This is a genomic window from Oscillibacter sp., from assembly GCF_032060045.1.
Taxonomy (GTDB): domain Bacteria; phylum Bacillota; class Clostridia; order Oscillospirales; family Oscillospiraceae; genus Oscillibacter.
Genome location: NZ_DAMBZJ010000008.1, coordinates 76,673 through 77,885, shown reverse-complemented (window position 1 = coordinate 77,885; position 1,213 = coordinate 76,673). Strand labels below are relative to the sequence as shown.

General features: G+C 58.8%; 2 protein-coding genes. Both read left to right on the top strand.

The window, feature by feature from the left end:
* On the top strand, positions 1-659 hold a 659-nt coding region (locus tag RT018_RS05095; protein ID WP_312939857.1), incomplete at its 5' end, for a PASTA domain-containing protein.
* 113 nt (positions 660-772) lie between these two features.
* Positions 773-1,213 (top strand): Mur ligase domain-containing protein (locus RT018_RS05090; RefSeq protein ID WP_312939855.1); only part of this gene is annotated, 441 nt, incomplete at its 3' end.

The window sequence follows — 1,213 nt, the reverse complement described above, 5'->3', positions numbered from 1 at the left end:
GCGTCGGCGGAAAAACCGGTCCCGCCGATAAAACCGGCAACCCCAACCGCGAGGTTGTGGTATCCTTTATGTGCTTCGCTCCGGCGGACGATCCGGAAATCATCATGCTGATTACGATGGATACCCCCAGCCGAAACACCGGAGTCTACGTCTCCGGCGGCAACATGGTGGCGCCTACCGCCAGCTCCGTCATGGGTGAGATTCTGCCCTATGTGGGCGTGGAGCCGGACTATACTGCCGAGCAGATGGTGGGCGCGGACATCACCGTGCCCAACGTGGTGGGTCAAACCGCAGAGGCGGCAAAAGAGCGGATTACAAATCTTGGTTTCACTTGCCGCACTGTGGGCAAGGGGCCAACGGTTACCGATCAGACGCCCTTGGGTGGCTCCATTATTCCCGGCAGTGCGTCGGTCATCCTGTATCTGGGCGAGGAAAAGCCCAACACACCCAGCACGGTCCCCAAGGTGGTGGGGATGACCGCGGCTCAGGCAAACGCGGCGCTCACCAATGCGGGGTTGATTATGCGCGTGTCGGGTGCCACCTCCGCCAGCAGCGGAAATGTGTTTGCCCTGAACCAGTCTGTGTCGCCCGGGGCGGAGGTTCCGGCGGGAACGGTGGTCACCGTTCAGCTTGGCGCGCAGGGCAGTATGGCGGACTGACAGGTTTTGCATGGTTTTGAGCACCTTCTCCCGTATACTTTGCAAATCGCTCCGGATATACTGTGAATGGTGTATTCTTACCCATTCCACACTGTAAAGGGGCGTATTCAGAAATGAAATTAAAGGATTTGCTTGCCGGCGCGGAGGTGCTGGAGTTTCACGCGGATGAAAACATGGAGATTTCAGGGGTCAGCTATGATTCCCGGAAGACGAAGACGGGGGACCTGTTCGTGGCCATCAGCGGATATGCCATGGACGGCCACGCCTATATCGGCAAGGCACAGGCAGCCGGCGCGGTGTGCACGGTCTGCGAAAAAAAACCGGAGGGGGACATTCCCTTCGTACTGGTGAAGAAGTCCCGTCGGGCGCTGGCGGTCATAGGAGCCAACTGGTTTGGCCAACCGGCAAAGCAGATGGTGATGACCGCCGTTACTGGGACAAACGGGAAAACCACCACCACCTATCTTCTCAAGGCCATTCTGGAGCAGGCGGCGGGCGCGAAGGTGGGTCTGATTGGAACCAATCAGAATATGATCGGCGGGGAAAGCCTGCCC